This window comes from Nostoc sp. ATCC 53789 (assembly GCF_009873495.1).
Taxonomy (GTDB): domain Bacteria; phylum Cyanobacteriota; class Cyanobacteriia; order Cyanobacteriales; family Nostocaceae; genus Nostoc; species Nostoc muscorum_A.
In genome coordinates, this window is record NZ_CP046703.1 from 909,296 (window position 1) to 926,961 (window position 17,666).

Below are 17,666 nucleotides of genomic sequence, written 5' to 3' on the forward strand. Positions count from 1 at the left end.
CCTCTGCGGTTAGTTTATCTTCAAAATAAAAAAATGTGTTTAGGAATCCCCGGACAAATTATAGAAATTACCAACGTTAACCATAAACTAGCCCTAGTTAACATTGGTGGTGTGAAGCGCGAAGTAAATATTGCCTGCATCGTAGATGAACAACATCCGCCCGAAGCTTGTATTGGCGATTGGGTATTAGTTCATGTTGGCTTTGCTATGAATCGAATTAACGAACAAGAAGCAGCAGAAACATTACAACTCCTTCAAGAATTAGCAGCAGCACAATCAGGAATTAATACTTAAATAATATTTTTTCTCACGCAGAGCAAAGACTTTAAAACATCTCTCTTTCTTCCTTTCTCTTTCTTCCTTCGCGCTCTTTGCGTCCTTTGCGGTTCGTTAAAAAAATTCCCTACCACAAAAGCGAAATTAACTATTCCCCAATCCCTATGAAATATGTTGACGAATTCCGCGAACCAGAAAAAGCTGAAGCCATCCGCCGCGAAATCATCAAATTAAGCCACCAGCTAGAAAAACCTATCAAAATCATGGAAGTATGCGGCGGACATACCCACTCCATATTTAAATACGGTATCGAAGAAATATTACCCCAAACCATTGAACTAATTCATGGGCCTGGTTGTCCAGTATGCGTTATGCCAAAAGGGAGATTAGATGATGCGATCGCAATCTCTCAAAATCATAACGTCATTTTTGCCACCTTTGGCGACGCAATGCGAGTTCCCGGTTCCAAAACGAGTTTACTCCAAGCCAGGGCACAAGGCGCAGACATCCGTATGGTGTACTCTCCCTTAGACAGCCTACAAATTGCCAGAGATAACCCAGACAAAGAAGTAGTCTTCTTCGCATTAGGCTTTGAAACCACAGTCCCCAGCACCGCCTTCACCATTCTGCAAGCAGCAGCCGAAGAAATTCATAACTTTAGTATGTTTTCCAATCACGTCCTTGTGATTCCCGCCCTCAAAGCACTATTAGATAATCCCGACTTGCAACTAGATGGATTTGTTGGGCCTGGTCATGTCAGTATGGTGATAGGCAGCGACCCATACCAATTTATTTCCCAACAATATAATAAACCGATTGTTGTCTCAGGATTTGAACCCTTAGATATTCTCCAATCAATTTGGATGCTATTGCAACAGTTAGTAGAAAATCGTTGCGAAGTCGAAAATCAATATAACCGAATTGTCCAAAAAAGCGGAAACACAGTAGCCCTAGAAGCCATAAACAAAGTTTTCGCCGTGCGAGATAGTTTTGATTGGCGCGGCTTAGGTGACATCCCCTATTCAGGATTACAAATTAAACCAGAATATGCCCAATTTGATGCCGAACTTAAATTTACCATTCCTAATCTCAAAGTAGCCGACCATAAAGCTTGTAAATGTGGAGAAATCCTCAAAGGAGTCTTAAAGCCTTGGGAGTGTAAAGTATTCGGTACAGCTTGCACACCAGAAACACCAATCGGTACTTGCATGGTATCTTCCGAAGGCGCTTGTGCAGCCTATTACAAATACGGACGACTCTCCACCATCGCCAAAAGAACAATTACCCAAAAACCAAAAATAACTCAAGAACCTCTCCCCGCCTGCGGCTTCTCCTCAGAATAATACTCAGCGTACCTCTGCGCTTCCCTCTGCGTTCCTTTGCGTTTAAAAAATTTTAATATGAATTTCCCCCCCACAAACCCAATACAAAATCCCCTATTCCAAAAAATAGAACAAGTCCGCCGTCGCCAAAGTAAAGTACAAGATACTCACATAACTCTCGCACATGGTAGCGGTGGTAAAGCCATGCGCGATTTAATAGATGATATTTTTGTCAGCAATTTTGATAATCCAATTCTTTCCCAATTAGAAGACCAAGCCAGCTTCAACTTAACCCCTCTCCTCCAACAAGGAGACAGACTCGCATTTACAACAGATTCTTATGTTGTAGACCCGTTATTTTTCCCCGGTAGTGATATAGGAGAATTAGCCATAAACGGTACAGTTAATGATTTAGCTGTCAGTGGTGCGAAACCTTTATACCTAACTTGCAGCGTAATTTTAGAAGAAGGATTACCTGTAGAAACCTTACGTCGTGTCGCGAACAGTATGAAAGCAGCCGCAGAAAAAGCGGGTATTCAAGTTGTCACTGGTGACACAAAAGTTGTACATCGTGGTGCTGCCGATAAACTCTTTATTAATACTGCTGGTATTGGTATCATCCCACAGGGAGTTAACATTTCCGCTCACAATATTAAACCTGGAGATGCAGTAATAATTAATGGTGAAATAGGCAATCATGGGACAGCAATTTTAATTGCCCGTGGCGAGTTAGCCTTAGAGACTAATATTGAAAGTGATTGTCAGTCGTTGCATAGTTTAGTAGAAACTATTCTCCATGTATGTCCACAAGTTCATGCTATGCGAGATGCTACACGCGGTGGTTTAGCCACAGTATTAAATGAATTTGCCCTCAGTTCCAATGTGGGAATTCGTCTTTTTGAAGAATCTATTCCAGTGCGGGAAGAAGTCAACGGAGTTTGCGAAATTCTCGGTTTAGACCCATTGTATTTAGCTAATGAAGGTAAGTTAGTTGTAGTGCTTCCAAAAGAGAATGCTAACAACGTTTTATCTGCTATGAAATCTCACCCAGCAGGGAAAGATGCTTGTATTATTGGCGAAGTTCTTTCTTCACCCCCAGGTATCGTATTGTTAAAAACAGTTTTTGGTGCTGAAAGGATTGTTGATATGTTAGTAGGCGACCAATTGCCACGAATTTGTTAATCTTTAATATATTTATAGTATGCACGAATTTGGAATTACCCAAAATATTGTGGCAATTGTGACTGAACACGCCAAAGGCACAAAAGTGCAACGAGTTTTATTAGAAATTGGCAAACTTTCAGCCATTATGCCCGACGCTATCCGATTTTGTTTTGATATTTGCACTCAAGGCACAGTTTTAGAAGGGGCGACATTAGAAATTTTAGAAATCCCAGGCTTAGGGCGATGTCGCCAATGCGGTGCAGAAATCTATTTAGATAAACCTTATGGTATCTGTAACTGCGGTAGCGTGCAATTAGATTTAATTACTGGTGAAGAACTGAAAATTAAAGAAATAGAAATCGAGGAATTATGTGTGTAACCTGCGGTTGTTCTGATGATGGCGAAATAAAAATTACAAATTTAGAAACAGATAAAGCGGAACATAATCATACTCACACTTTACCAGATGGAACTGTCATCACTCACTCCCACAGTCATGACACTCATATAGAAGCACCTCAAATCCATGCCAAAATACATAATACAACGATATCTTTAGAACAAGATATATTAGCAAAAAATAACCTAATAGCTGCTCAAAATCGAGGATGGTTTAAAGGTCGTAATATTCTCGCCTTAAATTTAATGAGTTCTCCTGGTGCTGGGAAAACAACTCTTTTAACGCGAACAATCAATGATTTAAAACATAAATTATCTATTAGTGTCATTGAAGGCGACCAAGAAACTGCTAATGATGCCAAAAAAATTAAAGAAACAGGTTCTAAAGTCATCCAAATCAATACTGGAACAGGCTGTCATTTAGATGCATCAATGATAGATAGGGGTTTACAACAACTGAATCCGCCACTAAATTCAGTTGTGATGATTGAAAATGTCGGAAATTTGGTTTGTCCAGCCTTATTTGATTTAGGAGAACGGGCAAAAGTTGTGATTCTCTCAGTTACAGAGGGAGAAGATAAGCCGATAAAATACCCGCATATATTCCGTGCTAGTGATGTAATGATTCTCACCAAAATTGATTTGCTGCCTTATGTGCAATTTGATGTTAAAAAGTGCATAGCTTATGCTACAGAAGTGAATCCCCAAATTCAGATTTTTCAGGTTTCTGCAACTACTGGTGTAGGATTAGATAATTGGTATAAATGGGTAACTGAAAAGGTAGTAAACTAATTAACTTGATTATCATGTTTAACTATTAGCGATCGCACCATGACTGCTGGAAAAAGCTGAATTAGTGGCAGCGTAAATCGAAATTAAGTGGTCAAAATTGAGTGTAAGTTGCCTATGATTGAGGCTCCCCAGGATGACCGATTACAGCAGATAAAGTAGTCAATAAATCTGTTGCTGTGTAAGGCTTAGACAGAAACTTTTCAGCACCAACGGCAATAGCCTTTTGCTCGTTAGCCGGTAAACCACTGGTGGCAATAATCTTAATATTGGGGTTGAGCGATCGCAGGATGGAGATAGTTGTTAATCCGTCCATGTTGGGCATGGACATATCTAGCAAAACTACACTAATTCGTTCCTTATACTGGGCATACAAAGCGATCGCCTCGATGCCATCGTTAGCTACAAGGGTTTTGTAGTTATAATCTTCTAAAGTTTCCTGATTGGTTTGTTTTACTAAGTCTTCATCATCAACAACTAAAATCAATTCGCCATTACCTTCAGGTAATTCTGCCTTTGTTATTGTCTCGGTTGCTTTGCCTTCTCCTCTGGGCAAAAATACCTGAAATTGTGTCCCTTTACCTACCTGAGTTGATACTTCCACAAAACCACCGTGGTTTTTGACGATACCTAAAACTGTTGACAGTCCTAGCCCTGTACCTTTACCAACTTCTTTAGTTGTAAAAAAGGGATCAAATATGCGCTCTAAGAATTCTGGAGGGATTCCCGTCCCTGTATCTGAGACGGTAACAACGATGTAGCCTCCGGCTTTCGCGTCCAGGTGCATTCGGGCGTTTGTTTCGTCAATCATCCGGTTTTCGGCATTAATTGTGAGCATACCGTCATTGGGCATAGCGTCACGGGCATTGACTGCCAAGTTCATAAATACCTGTTCTAGTTGGGTGGGATCGGCTTGCACCATCCATAATGTGTTTATGGGAATGTCATTAACAATTTCAATAGATTTAGGAAATGTCTGTTTGATGACTTTGACCAATTCTTGGAGCAAATGCCCAGGTTGCAACAAGATGCGCTTCCCTTCTGTACCACGGGTAAAGGCGAGAATTTGTTTAACTAAGTTCGCTCCACGCTGCGAGCTATTTTCTAGTGTTTTGAACAGTTCTTGAGTCCGCGCATCCACATTTTTGCATCTCAAAGGCAGCAATTGGGCAATCATGATTATGGGAGCAAAGACGTTGTTGAGGTCGTGAGCAATGCCACTGGCTAGAATTCCTACACTCTCCAAGCGTTGAGCGCGGTAAAATTGTTGCTCTAGTTGTTTTTTCTCGGTGATGTCGGTGTTGACTGATAAGATAGATTGGCTTTGTCCAAATTGATTGTGTACCAGTGTCCACCGACTAGCAACGATAATTTTTCTCCCAGTTTTGGTGGTTTTTTCTAACTCCCCTTGCCAAGAACCTTGTTCGAGAGTGGTTTTTAAACCTGCTGCTAGTTGAGACAAGGATTCTACCTGGAAAAGTTCATGGGCTAATTTCCCCATGCTTTCCTCTGCTGTCCAACCGTATAAGTTTTCAGCACCTCGACTCCAGAACAGAATGCGGTTTTCTAAATCGCGGACAAAAATGGCATCGGTAGCAATATCAATTAAGGCCGCTTGTTCGGCAATTTTCTGTTCGGCCAGCTTGCGATCGCTAATATTGCGGCTGACGGCTGCCAGACCAATTAGCTGGTCGTTGATGTCTTTGACGCAAGAAACGCTGTAAACCATCCATAATGCTTCTCCCGTCTGGAAATGACGGAAACGAATTTCTACTTCCGCCCGTCCCTCACGCAAAACACGCGGGAAAAATTCATTGATGATAAAGTCCTGATCTTCGGGAAAGAAAAATTCCCTGACTGGCGTTTCTCTATATTGCTGAGTGTCATTCAGCCCGACTAGTTGCATACCCGCCGGGTTCAAATAGAATGGCACAAAATTCATATCACACATACCGATAAATTCTGTGCTGTTATCGGTCAGAGAAACAAATTTACGGATTTCAAGTTCCGCTTGTTTGCGCTCAGTAATATCTATATTCACCCCAATCATCTGGAGTGGCTCATTGGTGGTGTCATCATACAATACTTGACCCTTGCATACTGACCAACCAACTGTGCCATCTGGGTAAATAAACCGGAATTCGAGATTATGGGGTACTTGCTGGTCAATTGCTCGCAAAACAGATTCATGCAGCAATTCGCGGTCTTCAGGATGGACAATGAGATTTAAAAAATTTTCATAGCTGACATCAAAGTTATCAGGAGTTAGACCAAATAAAGTAAACAAACTCTCAGACCAGATAACCTGATTGGTTTTTAGATTCCATTCCCAAGGGCCAATTTTACCAACACTAAGCGCCAGTTGTAACCGTTGCTCGCTTTCTCTGAGGGTTTCCTCAGCTTGTTTATGATCGCGTAGTGCGGCTTGGCGATCGCTCACATCCCGCAGTATTGAAAGATGACGATGTGGTATAAAATTGGCAACCGCCGCAAATTCAGTTTCTCGCACTGTGCCATCGGGACAATATAAGTCAAACTCACCAAACATTTGTCCTTGTTTGTAGAACTCTTGCCAAGCTTGGGTAAAATCAAATTCGGGGGCTGCAAAATCCGCGATTGTGGAACCTAACAGTTCTTCCTTCGATACACCAAACAGCTTACAGGCTGCTGGATTGACCTCTATATAGCGCCCCTCGTCATCGGTAATAGCGATCGCATCAAGAGCATGATCAAAAAGAGCTTTCCACTGATTTTCACGCTGCTGGAGTGCTATTTCAGTCTGTTTGCGCTCCTCAATTTCCCGTATCAAACGTACATTTGCTTGCAGTAGTTCAGCTGTACGCTCTGCCACCCGTAACTCTAATTCTTGTTGAGCTTGGCGGCGTTGTTTAACTTCCTGTTCTAACTGCTGGTTGCATTGCCTAAGTTTAACTGTTTGTTCCTCAACTTTTGCTTGCAAAACTTGAATTACCCTGTCTATTTCTAGGGGATCAAGCACTTGCAGGAGATTAGTTTGTGTCACCAGTCCTTGCAGTTCGCTTTGTTCTCCAACTACGGTTAATCGCCGCACCTTTCGCTCTTGCATCAACTGGTGAACAGTCCATAAAGATTCAGTGGGAGTGATGCTTAATACAGGGGTACTCATCACATCTTGCGCCTGGGTTTGGGCTATATCTAGTCCCTGTAAATGGAATTTAATAATATCTTTTTCAGTAATCATCCCCACCGGGATCAATTTCGTCTTCTGTTCGGCGACAATTACCACACAACTGATCTGGCGATCGCTCATGATTTGAGACAATTCCAGCACAGATGTAGTCGGGAGAGCATGAATAACTTCAGTTACCATTACTTCCGTCACACATCGCAATTTCAACAGGTGAAGTGGTTGGATAACCTGACGAATTCTGTCTTGGGTAATTAAGCCTACCAATTGCCCAAGATCATCTACTACAGGTAGATGGCGAATACAATGTTGACGCATGAAAGATAAAGCTGTAAGGGCATTTTGAGCCTGAGACAACCTCAAGCTGATGACTGGTTGTGTCATCACCTCTGAGATTTTGACACTGGATAAATCTTTGCCCATCCCAGTCAGGCGGATTACATCCCGTAGAGTTAATATACCTATTAAGTTTGTTTCTTCAACTACTAAAACACAACTACTAAAATCAAACTTAGACTCTACTATACTGCTGTTTACCCTATTCATTAGAGCAATAACATCAATAAGTGGGGTATCAGGTAATACAGTTAAAGGAGAATATTCAACTATCTGCTCTAAAGTAGGTAAATCCACAGGAGAAAGTGAGCGCATTAGTTTAGTCTGTTGGTTAAAGCAATTAAAGAATTGATTTCAAAAATCAGAGAATGACAAAATAAGCTTAAAATTTATCAATCTTCAAGCCATTTTGACAAAATTTAGCTTTCTGGTTTAATCAAAGTTATGATTTTAAATTTTTGCTAAGGAACCCCACACGAATAAATTACCTTTTTTAATCGCTGAACCCCTACTAATCAAGGTTATTTTTTTCAAAAGAGAAGTTATTTCACGACTCCTAATGTACTTAAATAGTTTTTTGTAATTTGATAACTTTCTTATAAAAATGTATTAGATTGATTATATAGCCTAACTTGTTAATTACAAAAGTGCCTATATAAGGTAAAGACAAAGATAAAAGCTCTGAGGTTAAGCATAAAACCTTTGCTCGTGACTACATGAATTGATTTGGGTAATTTTTGAGTAAATTTCTTCCAAAAGTGGATGCTCACGATCTGAATTGTCAGGACAAGCAAAACGGGGCAATTAATGAATTGCCCCCCGTTATGACTATTGTTTGCGTAAGTCCTGAATTAAATCTCGAAGGCACCTAACGCTTTTAGAACATCTTTTTGAGCTATCGTGATTCCTGTTACGCCTGTAATATTACTTCTTTGATAAGGTCTGTCAGGATTCAGTATTTTCAAACATTTACCCGTTTGGGCATCCCAAATCTGAATAGTCCCGTTTTGGCTGCCGCTAGCGATCGCATAATGTTCTGTAGATTTACCAAATGCGATCGCCGATCGCATCGCATGAGGCATGACAGGCAGCACTTTCAGGCAAACTCCTGTATGCCTATCCCAAATTCTCACTGTTTGATCTAAGCTGCTACTTGCCAAAATATCACCTTCTGGACTAAAGGCGACTGACCAAGCACTATTACTGTGTCCCTCAAAAATATTCAGACATTCACCTGTATCAACTGACCACAGGCGCACTGTTTCATCTTCACTAGCGCTACTGAGAATTTGCCCATCTGGACTAAAAGCGATCGCCTGGACTTCACTCTGTAATTGTTGCGCCAGCTTGATAGAGAGAGAAGTCTTTCCCATCCCACCCATTCCTGACACAGCCACAAGACGACACTGGTCAACCAAAATCCACTGCTGTAACTGAGCTAGTTCTGCTTGTCTTCCGTAGAAAAAATCAACATCGATTGCATCTCCCCAATCTTGATAGTAAGTTTGCGCTTCTGCAACTAGCAGATTATCAGTAAATTTTACTCGCGTTTTTTCTTCAATGTATTGGTTTGATTGTGCCGTCGCTCGCTCAATTGCTGTTCTAAAACTTGTTTTATTAACTTTTTCTCCTAACACTTCTGAGAGGAGTTTCCATAGCTTGGGGCCAACATCATGTTTTAAGTAAGTTGGAGAATAGCCATAAATATCGGCAATGCGATCGTAACTTTGGCGTTCCAAAGACCAAGACTCACGCAACATGGCTTGTTGGAGATCGCTTAAATGAACTCTTGACTTGGCAAAAACAAGAGCGTCTGTAAATGCGAGTGCTTGATCAATATCCATTGCTGCAATTGACAAAAGTTAAATGCACTTTAAATTTTATAATTAGAATGGCATAATTCATTTATCAGATAATAGCAAAAACAATATGCAATATTTTACAAATTCTTTACACAAGGCTTTGCCGTTGAGAAAGAAACCAAGACGTTAACAAATTTTAGGGGTTTAAGCTCCTGGTTTGTCATCAGCAAGTTTTGTAAATATTGTCTTTCTCACCGTTGCAAAACTTAATTACGGATTAAAAATTACAAATTATTTTAATATTTTCTAGATTTTGCAAAATTTTTAACTAGTAAAAAGCAGTTTTTCGAATGATTCAGTTATTAATTAATCGAATTTGGCAATCGCTTTTACGTTTACTGTTACAGAGAATTACTCTCGTACTCACGCTGATGTTATGTGCAGCGATCGCGATCGCAATTTCTAATATGTCTGCGCTTTCATCGAGCTTGATTGAAGCTCAAGCAGTGCAAAATGCTGCCTTGAATATTCAATCATTAACTCAAGCTTTTGACCTCTACAGCGCCGCCGCCGCAGAGCGAGCTAAAGTTATACCTGGAATTACCGTCACCCACGCTTACCTCAATACCAAAGGCGCAATCCCCCTACCCTCAACTTTTGCGATCGAACTTGGTGAGCAAATTAGTGAAAAAAATGCCGAAATGTCTGTACGACTATATAGTAACTATCCATATCCTTGGCGCACGAAAGGGGGAGCAAGAGACGAATTTGAGCGCGATGCACTCAACTTCTTGAAAGAAAACCCTCGTCAAAAATTCTATCGCCTTGAGAAGAAAAATGGAAACACCACCTTACGTTATGCACAAGCTAGCATCATGAAAGCAAGTTGTGTAACTTGTCATAACACAGATGCTACTAGTCCAAAGAAAAACTGGGAAGTAGGAGATGTTGCTGGAGCTTGGGAGATATCTCAATCTCTCGATAATTTAGTAACCAAGACCAATCAAAGTCTCCAAGGAACCTTCGCCATGTTAGGCGGTATGTCAGTCTTAGGACTTTCAGGATTGACACTCGTTGTTGGGAAACTCCGAGAAAACAGCAGAAATTTAGAGCATCGGATCAAAGAACGAACTACAGATTTAGCAGAAGCCAACACTGAATTAGAAAAAAGAAACCAATTAATTCGCCAAGTTTTCGGACGATATTTGAGTGATACGGTTGTTGCTAACTTGTTAGAAAGCCCGGAAGGATTAAAACTTGGTGGTGAACGCCGCAAAATTACTATCCTCACCTCTGACTTAAGAGGCTTCACCGCTCTCTCAGAACGCTTTCCCCCAGAAGAAGTTATTCACATTCTCAACCTCTATTTAGAATACATGGCAGATGTGATTAATCATTACCAAGGCACAATTGATGAGTTTATGGGAGATGGTATTCTGGTCTTATTTGGTGCCCCGATCGCTAAAGAAGATGATGCCCTCAGAGCAGTTACCTGTGCCTGTGCCATGCAGTTAGCAATGGGTGGCGTTAATGAAAAAATGAAAGCTCTCGGCTGGCCACCATTAGAAATGGGGATTGGTATAAATACAGGTGAAGTTATAGTCGGCAATATTGGTTCTGAGAAACGAACTAAATATGGAATTGTCGGCAGTCAAGTAAATCTCACTTATCGAATTGAGTCATATACTAGTGGCGGTCAAATTCTCATTTCCGAGCAGACTTTTAAAGAAGTCGGATCAAGTATCAAAATTATCGGACAAAAGCAAGTTCAGCCAAAAGGTGTGAGCCAGACAATTACCATTTACGAAGTATATGGTGTGGGTGGAAGATACAATCTTTATTTACCCAAAGAAGAAGAATTATTTTTACCTGTTCCTCAAGAGATTCCGCTTTTATACACTATTTTGGATGAAAAACAAATGGGTAATCCAATCTTTTACGGGCGTTTAGTCAAACTATCAGCAAAAGGAGCTGAATTACAAGTAGATATTCCCAGTAAAGTACCACCGAAGCTAACTAATCTTAAAATAAATCTTTTCATATCTAAAAAATCAGCACAAGTCAGTGAAGATATCTATGCCAAAGTTTTAGAAAAACCGACAATTAAAGGAAAATTTTATATTCATTTTACGTCTGTTCCTCCATCACTCATAACTCAGTTTGATAACCTTTATCAAATAATTTCTCAAAAACCTAATTAAGAATTTTAATTCTATATAGCAATCCGATAGCGAAGCGGTAGCGAGTCAGACGCTCCTGCGTCGCTAACGCTGCGCTATCGAGCGTCTTTGATTTCTAAACTTATTTGTGTAGGAGGCAATAGGCAATAGTCAAGAAGGCTCTTTGAGTTGTACTGAATTTTTTCAGAAATCAAATATGAGTCCTATAGCAGTCTTAAAGTATTTGTGAAAACTCTATTTATTATCTCTCCGTATTTTTTGTGTTCTTCCACACTTTTTTGCACCCCTAGCCTGGCAGCAAAGCTTTCGCGTAGCGTCTCGTAGAGAAGCACATCTACGTTTAAACTAAAATCTATCATCGAAAAATAAAGTCGCTAATTTACAAAATCCCCCCGCAGGTTAATGAAAATTTAAAGTATGTTTTCTAACATCTAAAATGCATACTTCCATTTTCCTATCTGTGTGTAAATCCTCATGGCTAAAGTTGAAGAATTGACACCCCAGCAACTCTCCGAAACAGACCTAAAACCACGAGGGAGAGTTTATCCGAGTCCTATCAGTTGGCGCGACCAGTTTTTGTACCAATTGGTATTAGATAGATTCAGTGACGATAATGAAAACCAAAGGGAGCTTTTTGACCACACCAATCTTGCAAAATTCCAGGTTAAGGATAAAGCCAACTGGATGGCAGCAGGGACAAAATTTGTTGGTGGTAATCTTAAAGGAATTAAGAGTAAATTAGACTACTTGCAACGATTGGGAGTAACAACGCTGTGGATTAATCCACCTTGGCGGCAACGTTCTGAGTTAGAAGCTTACCATAGCGATCGCATTCAAGAATTTTTAGATATTGACCCGCACTTTGGCACCCGTCAAGATTTAAGAGATTTAATTGATGCTGCCCACGATCGCAGGATGTATGTCATCCTAGATGTAATTTACAGCCAGAGTGCTGATAACTGGTTTAACAGAAATGATGTAATTGCAGCTTTAGCTAGAGTTTATCAATATTGGATTGCTCTTTCTGACTGCGACGGCTTGCGGATAGATAGCCTCAAGCACGTTTCTCCAGAAGATTCCCGCAAATTCTGCACAGCTGTCCGTGAATACGCCGAATCTATCGGTAAAGACAACTTTTTACTGACTGGGGAAATAACCTCCGGTAGTATGGCTGGTGCTTACATAGACATTATTGCTCGCAACCTTAGTGCTGTATTAGACATTGCACAGACCCCTAATGAATTGGCTGCATTCGCCAAAGGGTTAGTACACCCCAAGCAATTTTTCGATTTGTATAGCGAAAACAATCTCGCTGGAGAATACCGCCAAATTGGGACATATCATGTCTCCATTTTGGATGACTATGAGATGTCATCCCGGACTAATAAGCAGCGATTTGCCGCATACAGTAATGTACCTAATCTCTATGAGCAAGTTGCTCATGCTGTTGGTGTGCAATTAACCATGCCAGGAATTCCTGCTATTTATTATGGAACAGAGCAGGCTTTTGATGGAAATGAAGGTTATCACGATTACAGCATAGAAGGCGGAAGGTTTGCGGAAGATAGATATATCAAAGAAGCAATGTTTGGCGGTGCTTTTGGCGCATTTCAAACAGCAGACTGTCATTTTTTCGATATCGACCATCCTACCTATTTGCGGATAGCTGCGATCGCGCGGATTCGCAACAGTCACGATAAAATTGGTAAAGCATTGCGCCGTGGACATCACTACCTACGCGAAACATCTTTTTGTAATTCCCCTTTCTCGATTCCAGGACAAGGCGAATTAGTTGCTTGGTCACAGACTTTATTTGACACAGAAGTGCTGATGGTACTAAATACCAACGGCTTAGAAAATCGCGGTGCAGAAGTCACAGTAGATACTTATATACATCCCCAAGACTCGACCATGACCTTTTTATACAAAAGCGATTGGAGCGATTCATATTTACGTCACCCACCCCGCGATCAAACTGTAGCCGTACAACATCATAACGACCGTCGCGCAACTGTGCGAATTGATTTGCCTCCTTCGGGAATGGTGATTTTAGCGTAAGCAAACATTAGCTTTTGGGCAAAGCTTTGAGATAAAAACCTGGTTTAAATTTATAACCTTTTACCAGAAGCTTTGCCCCTGAAATTACTAAATATCTATGTTCTAATTTTTATAAGAAGAATTCAGAACTCAGGAGTCAGAATGGGCTAAACGCCCCGCTACCGCTAACAGAATTGAATTCTGTACGAGTGGATGATAGCGCAGCATTAGTGAGTTTGCGAGCGTCTGAATATTGGTTAAAAGCGAGTGGAATGGTGGGCGAAAAAAATTAAAATCGCCTTAAAACTCTATCCCTTTATGGGTAGAGTATTCTGAATTCTGAATTCTGTATTCTGACTCCTATTTTATTAACTTTTTTTAATCTAATAGGGTTTAGTAAAATCTAAAAATATTTGTCAAAGTCAATTTTTTAATGAGATATATTTATAGCAAAAAGTTTCGCTAAATACCTCTGAAGATTCATGAAAACCTGGATAAATATATTCCAATATTGAAGACTCAGATTTCAATTAGCAAAATTATATCTCAAAGCAGAGAATTACTATGGAGAATGTAATTACTTACAACAACGATAAAGGACTCCTTGCTTACATTCAATTCCTGGCATCTAGTTCCCTAAAATTTGGAGATGGTAATACTGATAGAGTATTTGACTTCGAGGACGCACTCGACCAAACACAAATGGCACAGTTAGCTGTTGATGAATTAAAAAAAATCCCTGAAGTCAATGCCTTGTTTTCAGAACGCTGGCTACCGGCCCCTTTCAATTTAGATGATTTAGGTAAACTCCCAGAGGGAACTTTAGGTCATGTTTATGCTAGAGAAATGAAAGCTAGAGGATTCGATCCCTATTTTTACAAAAAAGTTCCTGTCGTTGATGATATTTCCTATCTCAAAATGCTTTGGAGATCCACCCATGACATATATCATGTAGTCGCTGGATTTGACACAAATGGAATTGGTGAAATTGGTCTACAAGCTTTTTTCTTAGCTCAGACTCCAATTCCCATCAGCGTCATGCTTTTGAGTTTTGGTATGGTGATGATTAGTCTTTATCAACCTAATAATTTTAAAGATTTAATGACAGAAATATCTCGTGGCTACAGGGTGGGTTCTCATACTCCAGGCAAGTTGATCGCGCAAAAATGGGATCAACTTTGGGATGTACAAGTCAGCGAAATTCGTGAGCGTCTGGGAGTGAATTCTATTCTGTAAAAGTGCTATTTTGAGAGCAGCTTTGATAAAAATTGCAACACCCTGCACTTTAGGAGTACAGGGTGGAAGACAGCTATATTTTGTGTGATTCCCAGTTTCTATTTACCTCACCCGGATTTCTCACGATACTGTAGGCAGAGGAGTGTGGGGAGTGTGGGGAGTGTGCGGGGTCAGATTTCTTCCCCATCCTCCCACACCTCCCACACTCCTTGATTTCTCACAAGTGAGAAATCCAGGCTCAAAGCCAATCTCGATAAGCTGATATTTCATTTACGCTGATTTCAAATGGCATCCCTTTTCCAAATGGTGGATAAACGCGGATTTTGCCATTGCTAGCAAACCGCTCTAACCTATTACCCAACTGGGCAATATTGCTAACAATATGCCAGTAAGATACTAAATCAGGGCAGTCAACAATTAATGTGAGGATGCTAGCATTTGTTGTGATATACCACTGACAATTAGATAACAGGACTCGCGTAATGCGATCGCAAGCTAGATAAAAGCATCTACCAGTAGACTGTTCTAGCTCCATTTGCAGCATTCCATCCTCTTTTGTTACCTCAGATGGAGGTAAATCATCGGGAGGAAGCAAGTATAGTTTAGAAGACATAATTTCGCACCTCTTGGTTGTAGCGCGTCAAACTCTCCAGGTTTTTTTGCAAATCCGTAGACGAGGGTTTGAGGGCTAGGGTAGCTAAATTTAATTCGTCTTGAAATTTCTTGATTTTGTCTCGACAAGTCTCCACATCACCGATAATTGAGTTCTCAATCAAATAATCTTCGTCGAAACAAATGTTTGTCCGATCAAATGGTTTTTGGTTGGGGTTTGCACCATTCTGCAATACTTGAGCCGTATTAGCTTTCATTTTCTGGCTAAATTGGCGGATGAAAGGCAATGCCTCACTCACTGCTTCATCAAATGTTTTGGCAACATAAAAAAAGCGTGCCAGCACGAAGTTTTCTGCACCACTAGAATTTAAGGCTCGATATTTAGCAACAGTATCCTTCAATCTGTGTAGGGAGAATGGCGGCCCACCCATCAAGCTGAAGGAATGTTTAGCAGCAAACTCGATACCATCATCGCCGCCAGTGGCAACATACACTGGTACTTGACTCTGCAATGGTTTTGGGTAAATTGTTAAGCGATCGCACTGATAATACTTGCCATTAAATGATACATCAGTTTCATATAACAACTTGTGAATCAGTGCGATCGCTTCTAGCATCTTGGGACGGGCTTCACTTGGGAGTGTCGCAAAATGTTTATTTTGTTGGGGAAAGGGGCCACCTTTAGCAACTCCAAATAATAATCGTCCATTGCACAGGTTATCCAGAGTGGCGATATCCTCCGCTACCCGAATTGGGTTATGGAATGGCAGTAACACCGCCGCAGTGCCCAATTGGATAGTTGAAGTCAATCCCGCCAAGTGTGCCATTAACAGCAACATAGACGGGCTGAGATTGGATTCACTAAAATGATGCTCACTCACCCAGGCTGACTCAAAACCTAAACTTTCTGCCTGTTTTATCAGCGCGACTTGCTCAGAAATGGCACGACGAGCATCTTGGTGATGATTATCGTAATTGCAGAAAATTCCAGTTTTCATTACTTGCTTTGATACTTTGTGCTGGCTATTCTAGTGGTCAATATGTTCGTAGTAAGCACTTTAGTGCTTCAATATTTGAGGACTAAAGTTTTCACTGCAAACACCTTTACTCCTCTCCATTAATGCGATCAAAGACTAATTTGCAACCCACTGCAACTCCAACCATAGCCGTGGGTTGTTATGTTTGACCTTCGACATCGGATCGCGCAATAATCGTTTGGCATTCATGCAGACTACTTGGACTAGACCCATATTGTCTGCAACTTCTCTAAGAATTTCTTTGTGGGCTTGCACACAGGAAATCATTTCGTCAGAGCAATAAATTCCTATATATTGCAACCGTCGAGCAGGTCGTCCCCAAAAACAGGTGATGACTTTCACATAACACCCATCTAGTAATTCCCCAACTTTTGGGTAGTAGTGGTTGAGGACTCTTGTGAATTCTTTGGCTAAGATATCTTCAGCAATCATTGGAACTGATATTTCTGTAGCGTCCATCACGCTATTTAATATAACATAATTTTATCAATTAAATATGACAAAATACATTATTAGGCTTAAATAAAATATTAAATATTACATAAAAAAAGAGGTGTACCTTATTTGGTATCACCTCCGATTTGCGTAAAGCATCTTTATATTGAATGAAATATCAAAGTATTGATTTGAATACCTAGATCGCGGTTATCAATACAAAACCCACCTCTGTGGATTAGTTTTTTAGTCAGCGTGCAAGATTAACCGCGATTTCTCATCAAAAATATGAGTCTGAAACCCCGTGCTTCACGCAATGCTTTAAAGTAATGAGTAATGAGTGGATGAAAAATGGGTATTTACTCATTACTCATTACTTGTTACTTATTACTCATTACTCCAGAATCACCGTGCGAACACGCCGGGGAGTATGTCAACGACAGGTATATTTGCCAATGATAGATGCTCCCAAATACTCTGATATCAAAAATCATGAATTCAAATAAAATGTATTTAATTAGCACATTTCAATATTGAATTCTAAATGTTGAATTTTTAATTATTATCGAGCATTGCGTTCACAAACTAAGACCTCGGCTATGATATCTGGCACATTTACAAAATCGGTGAATCCTTCAGAACCACGGATTGGTGATATAAATGTATAGTTTGGATCGCAAGCTCCAGTGTCATATACTTGAATAAACCATCTATCAGGAAATCCTTCTACACCTAATTCCACAGTGTACCAACTCTCGCCAATCAGACGAGAGTTAAAGATTGTGAACCACTCCCGATTCTCTTCTGAAATGTTCCAATCTGCCATGAGCAGTTCTAAAGCAATTTGTCCTGCATCTGTTGAAGTCAACAGCATT

At 40.3% G+C, this 17,666-nt stretch carries 14 protein-coding genes; 8 read left to right on the plus strand and 6 right to left on the minus strand.

What is annotated here, in order from left to right:
* Positions 1-33: 33 nt before the first annotated feature.
* From GJB62_RS03625 to hypB, 5 genes are all read left to right on the plus strand, one after another.
* Positions 34-294 (plus strand): HypC/HybG/HupF family hydrogenase formation chaperone, encoded by a 261-nt coding sequence (locus GJB62_RS03625; protein WP_114083631.1) that lies wholly within the window; start codon positions 34-36, stop codon positions 292-294.
* A gap of 146 nt (positions 295-440) precedes the next feature.
* Positions 441-1,619, plus strand: a complete 1,179-nt coding sequence (hypD, locus tag GJB62_RS03630) for a hydrogenase formation protein HypD (protein WP_114083630.1) — start codon at positions 441-443, stop codon at positions 1,617-1,619.
* Positions 1,620-1,676: 57 nt separating this feature from the next.
* Positions 1,677-2,780: a hydrogenase expression/formation protein HypE gene (gene hypE / locus GJB62_RS03635; protein ID WP_114083629.1), complete on the plus strand. Its 1,104-nt coding sequence runs from the start codon at positions 1,677-1,679 to the stop codon at positions 2,778-2,780.
* Between the two features lie 19 nt (positions 2,781-2,799).
* Positions 2,800-3,141, plus strand: a complete 342-nt coding sequence (gene hypA, locus GJB62_RS03640) for a hydrogenase maturation nickel metallochaperone HypA (RefSeq protein WP_114083628.1) — start codon at positions 2,800-2,802, stop codon at positions 3,139-3,141.
* Entirely contained in the window at positions 3,132-3,953 is an 822-nt protein-coding gene (gene hypB, locus GJB62_RS03645) for a hydrogenase nickel incorporation protein HypB (RefSeq protein WP_114083627.1), read from the plus strand. The genes hypA and hypB overlap by 10 nt, the downstream gene beginning before the upstream one ends.
* Positions 3,954-4,065: 112 nt before the next feature.
* Here hypB and GJB62_RS03650 read toward each other — a convergent pair whose 3' ends face one another.
* Both GJB62_RS03650 and GJB62_RS03655 read right to left on the minus strand, forming a co-directional pair.
* Positions 4,066-7,767: a PAS domain S-box protein gene (locus tag GJB62_RS03650; RefSeq protein ID WP_114083626.1), complete on the minus strand. Its 3,702-nt coding sequence runs from the start codon at positions 7,765-7,767 to the stop codon at positions 4,066-4,068.
* 536 nt (positions 7,768-8,303) lie between these two features.
* Positions 8,304-9,296 carry an AAA family ATPase gene (locus tag GJB62_RS03655; RefSeq protein ID WP_159402446.1) on the minus strand — a complete coding sequence of 331 codons (993 nt, stop codon included), beginning with the start codon at positions 9,294-9,296 and terminating at the stop codon, positions 8,304-8,306.
* A gap of 308 nt (positions 9,297-9,604) precedes the next feature.
* Between GJB62_RS03655 and GJB62_RS03660 the strand changes: the two genes are divergently transcribed.
* The 3 genes from GJB62_RS03660 to GJB62_RS03670 all read left to right on the plus strand — a co-directional run bounded on the left by GJB62_RS03660 (position 9,605) and on the right by GJB62_RS03670 (position 14,707).
* Positions 9,605-11,455 carry an adenylate/guanylate cyclase domain-containing protein gene (locus GJB62_RS03660; RefSeq protein WP_114083625.1) on the plus strand — a complete coding sequence of 617 codons (1,851 nt, stop codon included), beginning with the start codon at positions 9,605-9,607 and terminating at the stop codon, positions 11,453-11,455.
* A 453-nt stretch (positions 11,456-11,908) separates the two neighbouring features.
* Entirely contained in the window at positions 11,909-13,492 is a 1,584-nt protein-coding gene (locus GJB62_RS03665) for an alpha-amylase family glycosyl hydrolase (RefSeq protein ID WP_114083624.1), read from the plus strand.
* A gap of 543 nt (positions 13,493-14,035) precedes the next feature.
* Positions 14,036-14,707 (plus strand): Coq4 family protein, encoded by a 672-nt coding sequence (locus GJB62_RS03670; RefSeq protein WP_114083623.1) that lies wholly within the window; start codon positions 14,036-14,038, stop codon positions 14,705-14,707.
* Between the two features lie 238 nt (positions 14,708-14,945).
* Here the strand turns inward: GJB62_RS03670 and GJB62_RS03675 are convergent, their stop codons facing one another.
* From GJB62_RS03675 to GJB62_RS03690, 4 genes are all read right to left on the minus strand, one after another.
* Positions 14,946-15,320 carry a hypothetical protein gene (locus GJB62_RS03675; RefSeq protein ID WP_114083622.1) on the minus strand — a complete coding sequence of 125 codons (375 nt, stop codon included), beginning with the start codon at positions 15,318-15,320 and terminating at the stop codon, positions 14,946-14,948.
* On the minus strand, positions 15,310-16,317 hold the full coding sequence (locus GJB62_RS03680) for an LLM class flavin-dependent oxidoreductase (RefSeq protein WP_114083621.1): 1,008 nt from the start codon (positions 16,315-16,317) through the stop codon (positions 15,310-15,312). Before GJB62_RS03680 ends, GJB62_RS03675 begins: the two co-directional genes overlap by 11 nt.
* 135 nt (positions 16,318-16,452) lie before the next feature.
* Positions 16,453-16,815, minus strand: a complete 363-nt coding sequence (locus GJB62_RS03685) for a hypothetical protein (protein ID WP_167755972.1) — start codon at positions 16,813-16,815, stop codon at positions 16,453-16,455.
* 538 nt (positions 16,816-17,353) lie between these two features.
* Entirely contained in the window at positions 17,354-17,665 is a 312-nt protein-coding gene (locus tag GJB62_RS03690) for a hypothetical protein (protein ID WP_012407155.1), read from the minus strand.
* Between the last annotated feature and the right edge of the window lies 1 nt (position 17,666).

Coding starts and splice junctions, on each gene's coding strand:
- hypE (WP_114083629.1), top strand. CDS start 1,677: ATGAATTTCCCCCCCACAAACCCAATACAAAATCCCCTATTCCAAAAA.
- hypB (WP_114083627.1), top strand. CDS start 3,132: ATGTGTGTAACCTGCGGTTGTTCTGATGATGGCGAAATAAAAATTACA.
- GJB62_RS03685 (WP_167755972.1), bottom strand. CDS start 16,815: ATGGACGCTACAGAAATATCAGTTCCAATGATTGCTGAAGATATCTTA.
- GJB62_RS03655 (WP_159402446.1), bottom strand. CDS start 9,296: ATGGATATTGATCAAGCACTCGCATTTACAGACGCTCTTGTTTTTGCC.
- hypA (WP_114083628.1), top strand. CDS start 2,800: ATGCACGAATTTGGAATTACCCAAAATATTGTGGCAATTGTGACTGAA.
- GJB62_RS03680 (WP_114083621.1), bottom strand. CDS start 16,317: ATGAAAACTGGAATTTTCTGCAATTACGATAATCATCACCAAGATGCT.
- GJB62_RS03665 (WP_114083624.1), top strand. CDS start 11,909: ATGGCTAAAGTTGAAGAATTGACACCCCAGCAACTCTCCGAAACAGAC.
- GJB62_RS03660 (WP_114083625.1), top strand. CDS start 9,605: ATGATTCAGTTATTAATTAATCGAATTTGGCAATCGCTTTTACGTTTA.
- hypD (WP_114083630.1), top strand. CDS start 441: ATGAAATATGTTGACGAATTCCGCGAACCAGAAAAAGCTGAAGCCATC.
- GJB62_RS03675 (WP_114083622.1), bottom strand. CDS start 15,320: ATGTCTTCTAAACTATACTTGCTTCCTCCCGATGATTTACCTCCATCT.
- GJB62_RS03625 (WP_114083631.1), top strand. CDS start 34: ATGTGTTTAGGAATCCCCGGACAAATTATAGAAATTACCAACGTTAAC.
- GJB62_RS03650 (WP_114083626.1), bottom strand. CDS start 7,767: ATGCGCTCACTTTCTCCTGTGGATTTACCTACTTTAGAGCAGATAGTT.
- GJB62_RS03670 (WP_114083623.1), top strand. CDS start 14,036: ATGGAGAATGTAATTACTTACAACAACGATAAAGGACTCCTTGCTTAC.
- GJB62_RS03690 (WP_012407155.1), bottom strand. CDS start 17,665: ATGCTGTTGACTTCAACAGATGCAGGACAAATTGCTTTAGAACTGCTC.